The 8383-nt window shown below is 42.0% G+C and carries 6 protein-coding genes; 3 read left to right on the forward strand and 3 right to left on the reverse strand.

The annotated features are described in order from the left end of the window. Positions 1-231 precede the first annotated feature (231 nt). Entirely contained in the window at positions 232-948 is a 717-nt protein-coding gene (locus tag IM462_RS19885) for a polysaccharide deacetylase family protein (RefSeq protein WP_287700045.1), read from the forward strand. A gap of 425 nt (positions 949-1373) precedes the next feature. Beyond that, the gene (gene purH, locus IM462_RS19890; RefSeq protein WP_287700046.1) at positions 1374-2909 is read left to right on the forward strand and encodes a bifunctional phosphoribosylaminoimidazolecarboxamide formyltransferase/IMP cyclohydrolase; all 1536 of its coding nucleotides are present in this window, start codon (positions 1374-1376) and stop codon (positions 2907-2909) included. Positions 2910-3299: 390 nt separating this feature from the next. On the opposite strand, the gene IM462_RS19895 is transcribed toward purH, so the two are convergent. The 3 genes from IM462_RS19895 to IM462_RS19905 are packed head-to-tail and all read right to left on the reverse strand — an operon-like array spanning position 3300 to position 6954. After that, positions 3300-4532, reverse strand: coding sequence for an NAD(P)/FAD-dependent oxidoreductase (locus IM462_RS19895; protein WP_287700047.1), 1233 nt, complete (start codon positions 4530-4532; stop codon positions 3300-3302). Beyond that, the gene (locus IM462_RS19900; RefSeq protein ID WP_287700048.1) at positions 4529-5494 is read right to left on the reverse strand and encodes a hypothetical protein; all 966 of its coding nucleotides are present in this window, start codon (positions 5492-5494) and stop codon (positions 4529-4531) included. Before IM462_RS19900 ends, IM462_RS19895 begins: the two co-directional genes overlap by 4 nt. After that, entirely contained in the window at positions 5494-6954 is a 1461-nt protein-coding gene (locus tag IM462_RS19905) for an MBOAT family O-acyltransferase (RefSeq protein ID WP_287700049.1), read from the reverse strand. Before IM462_RS19905 ends, IM462_RS19900 begins: the two co-directional genes overlap by 1 nt. Positions 6955-7116: 162 nt before the next feature. On the opposite strand from IM462_RS19905, the gene IM462_RS19910 reads away from it, so the two are divergent. Then, positions 7117-8088: an FkbM family methyltransferase gene (locus IM462_RS19910; RefSeq protein WP_287700050.1), complete on the forward strand. Its 972-nt coding sequence runs from the start codon at positions 7117-7119 to the stop codon at positions 8086-8088. The last annotated feature ends 295 nt before the right edge of the window (positions 8089-8383 follow it).

Here is an 8383-nt window from a genome sequence, read left to right on the forward strand (position 1 = left end):
ATAGACCTCTTGCAAAAGTCTTAAGTCGATCCTTGTACAGCAACATTTTTGAAGATTATCAACTACTAATAAATAATTAACTGAAAGTCCCTCCCATTATTGTTTCTATCGTTTGTTTTCGGATTTATGCAAGAGGTCTAAGAGGTCTAATATCTACTATAGAAATAATCTTTCAGTCACTGGGCTGTAATCACTAATCTTTGCTTCTCCTCTCATCCCTTAACCCCCGAAATGAGTATTGCCAAATTAATTATCTCGATCGTCGCTCGACTTTTCCCAGGGGCAATTTTCTATCAACCCACAGGAGAGAAAATTATCGCTCTTACCATCGATGATGCACCCACTCCCAACGATCCCGAAGGAAAATCCACCGATCGCATTTTAGCAGCGATCGCAACTCATAATCGAGAAAAAGCCAGCCCAGCAACCCCCGTCAAGACGACTTTTTTTCTGATTACGGGACACCTACAACCGAACTCCACCTTGATTGAGAGCCTCATCGCCCAAGGTCACGAAATCGCTAATCACGGCACCCAAGATCTGCGTACCAGTCAACTGGCTGCCGACGCTTTTGCTAGTCAGTTTCGGGAAGCTAACGATATTTTAAGTCGTCTTGCCGGTCTTGCACCGCGCTGGTATCGTCCCGGTCAAGCCTTCTATAATCAATCTATGCGCTCGTTTTTGGGGAAATTCCCCGGCTATGAGTCCCGATTTGCCCTCGCTTCCATGATCCCTTTAGATACCGGAAAAGCAACGAATCACCCTCAATTTACCACTTGGTATATCTCGCAATTTATTTTCCCCGGGGCGATTTTAGTGCTTCACGGTGGGTCTCCCGAAAGAGATGAAAACACGGCGATCGTGCTGAAGAATTTATTAGCGAAATTACACGATCGAGGTTATCAGGTGGTGACTCTCAGTCAATTAGTTGATCACAAACGTTATTAGGTGACATTTTCTAGGCATTAAGGACAAGAAAAGATGATGGTAATCTGACAACATTTGGCGATAAGGGTTGCCAAGAGGTTTTCACTAATCTAGATGGACTTCGTTACCATGAAAAATCCTGTATTTTTTAACAAGTCAGACTAAATCTTTCCAAGAGTAGTTGCAATTTTTTTCTTGGCATAAGTTGATATTTGAGAGACGAAAATATAGAAGCAGCTGATTAAGCTAAGACGTATTTAAACAGCTTATTCTTAAATTAGCCGAACCTCCGCCAATCCTTTTACTGTTGCCTTTTGCCTCTTGCCTCTTGCCTCGTCTCAACAAGCAATTTAAATTACGAACAGCTTATTTACTAACCTACTTTTTTTAATTTTTAACGGGTTAGGGCTGGGATATACTGAAATGGTTGCTTATAGATCACTACTATGGGACGTTTAGCGCTGATCAGCGTGACTGACAAAACCGGAATAGTTGACTTTGCCCGTCAGCTAACAGAAGAATTTGATTTTGAAATTATTAGCAGTGGAGGAACCGCCAAAACGCTCCAAGCGGCGGGAATTCCCGTGATTAAAGTGGGAGAATACACAGGCTCTCCTGAAATCTTGGGCGGAAGGGTGAAAACTCTCCATCCTCGCATCCATGGCGGTATTTTGGCTAGACGGGATTGGCAGTCAGATTTAGCGGAAATGGAGGCTAATCAAATTCGTCCTTTTGATTTGGTGGTGGTTAATCTCTATCCCTTTGAACAGACGATCGCTAATCCTGATGTTACCACCGCTCAGGCGATCGAACAAATCGATATCGGTGGTCCGGCGATGTTACGCGCCTCAGCTAAAAATTTCGCCCATTTGACTGTCATCAGTAACCCGAAGTATTACGAGCAGTATTTAAGCCAATTTCGGCAAAATAACGGCGAAATCTCCCTGGAATTCCGTCAAAAAATGGCGGGGGAAACCTTCGCTTTAACCAATGCCTACGATGGTGCGATCGCCGCCTATTTCGCCAGCTTAAACGGGGAAACGACTCGCTTTAATTTGGCGGGAAATGCCCTGCAAACCCTGCGTTACGGCGAAAATCCCCACCAAAGTGCCACTTGGTACGGCAGCGGTACAATGGCTCACGGTTGGGGAAAAGCAACCTTATTACAGGGAAAAGAACTAAGTTATAACAATTTAGTCGATTTAGAAGCAGCCCGCCGTTTAATCGCCGAGTTCGGCAATGAAGAACCGGCCGCCGCCATCTTGAAACACACTAATCCCTGTGGGGTGGCGATCGGTGGTAGTTTAGTGGAAGCTTATACTAAAGCTTTTAATGCCGATGCTATCTCGGCTTTTGGGGGTATTGTTGCCCTAAATCAAGCCATAGATGAAGCAACCGCTAAAGAATTAACGAAAACCTTCCTAGAATGCGTGGTTGCCCCCGATTGTAGCCCTGAAGCCCGGGATATCCTCGCTAAAAAGTCAAAAGTGCGGATTTTATTGCTGCCGGATTTAAGCAGGGGAGAAAAACAAACAGTAAAAGTTATCGCCGGCGGTTTTCTAGTACAAGCGGCCGATGATGTGGTAGAAACCCCGGAGGAGTGGCGCGTGGTGACAGAAAAACAACCCACTGCCGCACAATTAGCGGAATTACTGTTTGCTTGGAAAGTATCTAAGCACGTTAAATCTAACGCTATTGTAGTGACAAAAAATCAAACTACTTTAGGCGTTGGTGCGGGGCAAATGAATCGCGTTGGTTCGGTAAAAATTGCCCTTGAACAAGCAGGGGAAGCGGCTAAAGGTGGCTATTTAGCTAGTGATGGTTTTTTCCCTTTTGATGATTCTGTTCGCACGGCGGCCCAGTTTGGTATCGAGGCAATTGTTCAACCCGGAGGTTCTTTAAAAGATCAGGATTCGATTAATGCCGCTAATGAGTTAGGTTTAATTATGGTCTTAACAGGCATTCGTCATTTCTTGCATTAATACAAAGTTAGGGTGTGTTGCTGGTTAAATTAACGCACCCCAACAAGTTATTAATTATCGGTTAATTTCCCCTATTCAATGGTCTTAAATTCGCCAAAAGCGCGAGGATGGCCAGCTTTTTGGTAACAAAGAAAATAGCGCGCGGGTTCGTAATGATTTTCAGCAGTAAAAGGGGAACAGAAATGATCTGCAAGTAAATCTTCTCGCACAAAGAAAGCATTCACTCCCGAAAAACTACAACCTATCAAGTTTTTCTAAAGCTTTAAAACTTGATTTCTTGCATCTGAAATGGTTGATCAGCGAGGATTAGTCTATACTTCACCTTGACGAGAAAAGATGCAATTATCAATTTGTAACTCTGAGAAAGGTTTTCATGGATTTTAACTACAATTAACGAGTATTTTTTGATTCAATGGGTTGATTAGACAATACCTGTGAATAACGGAGTCGGAGAAGAATTTTTTTCGCCCAATGTCGAAACACTTTCAACTGATGGCGTTTGCTGGGTAAACGCAGTATATAGACAAATCGACGCATTATATCGGCTAATCTACCAGTAATATTAATGCCAAAACTGGAGACAAGGGCTGATTGTTTACCCAGGGTTAACATATCACCTAAATGGAGATAATAATAGGGTTGTGGCGATTTTTTTCTGATTACTGCCGAGATATTTTTGGCTACTACACTGGCTGCTTGATAGGCTGCCTGTGCTGTGGCAGGAATTACCTGTTTACTAGGATAAATTTCGGCGATATCCCCAAGGGCAAAAACTTCAGGATAGTCGATTAATTGTAAACTAGAACGGGTTAATAATTTGCCTTGTGCTGTTTTCTGACAATCTAAATTATTGATCCAATCCTGTGCCTCAGTTCCTGCTGTCCACAATAATAAATCAATGGGGATAACCTCATTTGTATTATCTTTAAATATGGTCATGGAATTAGCAGTAACTTCCTTTAATCCCGTGTTTAAATAGAGACTAACATTCTTGGCAAAAAGGGAACGATAGGAAGCAACACGCACCGATTTAGGGAAGTTTTGCAGTATTTCCTCGTTCTTTTCCACTAGATGAACTTTGCCTTTTTTTCCTAAGCGATCAGCTACCTTACAGGCTAATTCTACCCCATTGGGACCACCGCCAATAATTGCTAAATTAATTGATGATTTTCCTTGAGTTTCTAAGTCATGAATTGCCGTTTGTAATTTTTCCACATCCTCTAAACTCCGAAAAGTTAGCCCATAATCAGCTAACCCCGGTATAGCTGGCCAACGATTCCGCACTCCCACCGCTAAAACGAGGTAATCATAATCTATAACCTCCTCATTTTCTAAATATACTTGATGATTGTTTAAGTCAATATTAATAGCTTTTTGAGTTTTTAAATTAACCTGAGTTCCTGTTAATAATTGACGGTAGGAGGGGGCAATTTCCCAGCGTTGCAATTCTCCTGTAATTAGTTCATAGAGAAGGGGAGTAAAGAGAAAATGGTCTTTCGGTTCGACTAAAGTTATTTGCCATTGACCTGATTTTACTGCTGTTAATCCACTCAAATCGAGTGCCGTGTATAACCCTCCAAACCCCCCCCCCAGAATGCAAATCTTAGTTATAGGTCTATTCATGGATTTTTATTCTCAGTTGTGTTTAAGAGAGGTTTCAGTTCCGAAACTAATTGTTCTGAACGAATAATTTGCGCCGGGGGCAAAAGATGATAGTGAGTGTCAGCAAAAATAGTAGAATCGGTCTTAATATTCAAGTCTTTTGGGTCATAAATTGTTGGCACAACCCGACTTAATTCTTCGGCAGATTTGCGAATATTAGCAAAGGTTTTACCATCATTTTTGGCATAAACCCAGGGCAAAGAAACCACTAAAGTCGCCCCTTTTGCTTCTAAATCTTTCTTGAGTTTTTCAATAGCTTTAATCGAGTGAGCAGAGGCAGGAGTATCAAAGGTCATTTGCCACCATTTCCATTTCCCTGTTTTTTCCTTAACTATAGTCGGATCGCCTCTGTCAGTAATCGGATCGGAAAGATAACCCGTCATTCTGCCTTTAGTGAATAAATCAACCGTGGATTTAGTGACTGCACGCATCCCCGGAATACCTAATAACCAAGTATCCTCGATCATGGTTTTTAAAGGTATCCCACCTAACCCGGGTTTACCAATAGCGACGCTAAAAGGTGCGGACCCCCAAAGTCCTTCACCGCGATTAAAACCGTCCTCATCCATGAGCATGAGATATTCAGGAATCAGCAGAATTACGTCTCCTTGGCGCGCTTTTTCGAGAATCATAGCGGCAATAACATTTAACCCGATATCCCCCTGTAAACCGAGGTTAACCACGGGCATTCCCAATTCTTTGGCCATTAATTCCGAATTTATGCTATAATGCGCCCCCGATCCCGCCGTGACGATTAAACGCCGCGGTCCTTCGGTACTAGCTGCGATCGCTGATTTTTCCTCGTACATCATCCGCAACCAGCTTAACTCGCCGCCGTAGATGACATTATAAACAAAGCCGAGGGACCAAGCGACTCCCAGAGAGGCTAACCAGGGGAAAATGTTAAAAGATTTAGTATTCATCAGAATTCAAAGTAAATAAAGTCACCGGTATTAGTGGAAGCTAGGAGAATAGTTAAACCTAGCAATATTTTAGACAGCCAAGGCGATAACAATAGTTCATATTCAAACTTTTTCTGAGAGATAGCCAGATGTTCGAGGATTAAAACAATGATACCAAGAACTAAAGCGACGCTTAAAACTGCTCCTTGATTGAGACTATAGGAACTAAAAATCTCTCCGATATTAGCTAAGGAATAATTGAAAGGATTGGCAATAACTAGCATTTTGCCGATTAGTCTTCTGGTGTTAATCTCCATGAAAAAGAGACAACCAAAAATGACCGCCAATTGCGTTAAAGCCCAGGAGACAATTTGCGGCTGAGAAACGTATTTCCCGACAAAAGCATAGAAAGGTCGGCCCAGATAACGCAGTAGTAATAATAATGCCCCGTGGTAAGCACCCCAAAAGATAAAATTCCAAGCCGCACCGTGCCAGAAACCAGAGAGAGTAAAGGTAATGAATAGGTAAAAAGGAGCCCAGTTTTTATTGGAACCCATCAGGGGTAAAAACACATAATCCCGAAACCAAGTGCTAAGGGTAATATGCCAACGTCGCCAAAATTCGTTAATACTTTGGGATGTGTAGGGGGCTAGAAAGTTTAATTCTAATCTCACCCCGACAAAATAGGCTAAACCGACAGCAATAAAGCTATAACCACCGAAGTCAAAATAGATTCTCAGGGTGAATAAAAAGGCCTCAAACCAGATATACCAAGCATTGTCGATCATCTTATCTAATTCGATGTAGGGCGCAATGTTATCGGCGAGGACAAATTTCATAAATAAACCGAGGGAAAGCCAACGCAAACCCTTCTCGAAGTTTTCTCCTGTAAATTTGAGGCGAAATCCCTCCATTTGTGGCAATAAATCCCGGCGACGCTCGATCGGACCTGCGACAATTTGGGGGAAAAAGGAGATAAAATTGACATAATCGAGGACGGCTAGGGGTTTCTTTTTCTTTTCCCGCAGGGAGTCCACCACGAAAGCCACCATCTGGAAGGTATAGAAGGATACCCCCGGCGGTATTTGGCTAGGCACGGGAATTGGGGAAAGTTCCTTCCAGTTAGGGGGGAGAGAAACGAACAATCCGATGATTTCCTGGACGAAAAAGCCGAAATACTTGAAGTAGGCGAGGACGAGAATATCAATGACGATAACGATAGTGGCCAGGAGATTCGCTTTCCAGCCGCTCATTTTCAGCACTAGCCAGACCATAATGTAGTTAAAGGCTAGGGAGACGATGAAAACGAGGAAACTGGTGCGGCTGGCGTAGTAAAACAGGATCAGGGACAGTGCCGCTAATCCGACCCCATCAAAAACACCTCGCCAGAGATTGAAGGACTTCGCCAGGTAGCGTGCCGTTAGGAAAGGAACGCTAAAAAGGATTAATATCCACCAAAATATAAAATCAGAGTAATTCAAGGCGTGTTAACTCCTGATGGTCTGTGTTACCTTGTTTGAGATGGGTTTCCTGACTTCTGATGCTCAGAGACGAGGGATTTTCTTGACAAGCCTATCAAACTTTGTCAAACTTGTCCATAAAATTACCTTCATCCATCCTAAAAAATCGAGGCTAGACAAGCAATGCTTTATCAAAAACTGTTAGATGCACATAAACGCTATCGACAATTTAAGACTTATCCCCATATTGCCGATCAATATTGGTCTAGTCAGTTGGCAGAGCATAATATTAATCCTAATTATGTGGCATATGATGCTAAATCTGGTCAACTTTTTTACAAACCCTTAGGGATCAGTTTAAGCAAAAATAAGCAGGATTTTCTTTTGGTTAGTAAAGTTTTTAACAAAGCTAACGCACTAAAAGCTCTGGCTGATTGTCAATTTTATATCGATGAGCAACAGGAATTAATTATCGAAATCGATGGAGTTAAGTTAATTATCGAGACGGGACAGGATTTAGATATCGCCCATGAAATTTTCCTTTTAGGTGTATATAACTTCCTCTATGATCAGCCCTGTGTAGCGATCGATATTGGCATGAATACGGGTTTTGCTAGTCTCTTTTTTGCCAATCGAGTTAATGTAAAAGCTGTCTATAGTTACGAACCTTTTAAGGCTACCTACGACCAAGCCTTAAGAAATTTTGCCCTCAATCCCAATCTAGCGGAGAAGATTAAAGCTTTTGATTATGGAGTCGGCGCTCGTGATGAAATTATTCAAGTCGAATACGATTACAGTGTTAAAGCTAGTGTTGGTATTTCTGGTATTGATAACCAATTAAAACCTTTTGCATCGAAACAAACCGCTACAGCCGATTTAATTATTAAACCTTTCACCGATGTGTTTAAAGGTATTACCTCTGACTATCCCGACATCGATATAGTTGCCAAGATTGATTGTGAAGGTTCCGAATACGAAATCCTCGATTCTTTAGCGGCAACCGGTCAATTAGGACAGATTAAAATTGTCATGATGGAGTGGCATAAAAAGGGTCCCGATGCTTTAGTAAAACATCTGCAAGACTTCGGTTTTATAATCTTTTCTAGGATGCCTCGCAGTAAAAATGTCGGCACTTTGTATGCAATTAAACCCTAAAGTATAGGAGTGAGGTGATGGGGAGATAGGGAAATGGGGAAATTTTAACTAATACCCCAAAAACCCAACACCTTCTAACTGATAACTGATAACTGCCTGACAGGGGGACAAGCGAGCTAGAAAACTTGCTAACAAAGGCTTCTGGCTTCTCTCACTAGAAATAGATCTAGCGATTCTAGGCAAAAAGCTAACGAAAGAATTAGGGATAGGAGCGAGCTTACTAGGAATTATTATTAATAAGTGAGAGATGGTGCGGCGAACTTTTTCGAGCTAAAACCATGAAAAGCTTATGCTA

Origin of the sequence: Microcystis sp. M144S2 (assembly GCF_020246065.1) — a bacterium.
Classification (GTDB): Bacteria; Cyanobacteriota; Cyanobacteriia; order Cyanobacteriales; family Microcystaceae; genus Microcystis; species Microcystis ichthyoblabe_A.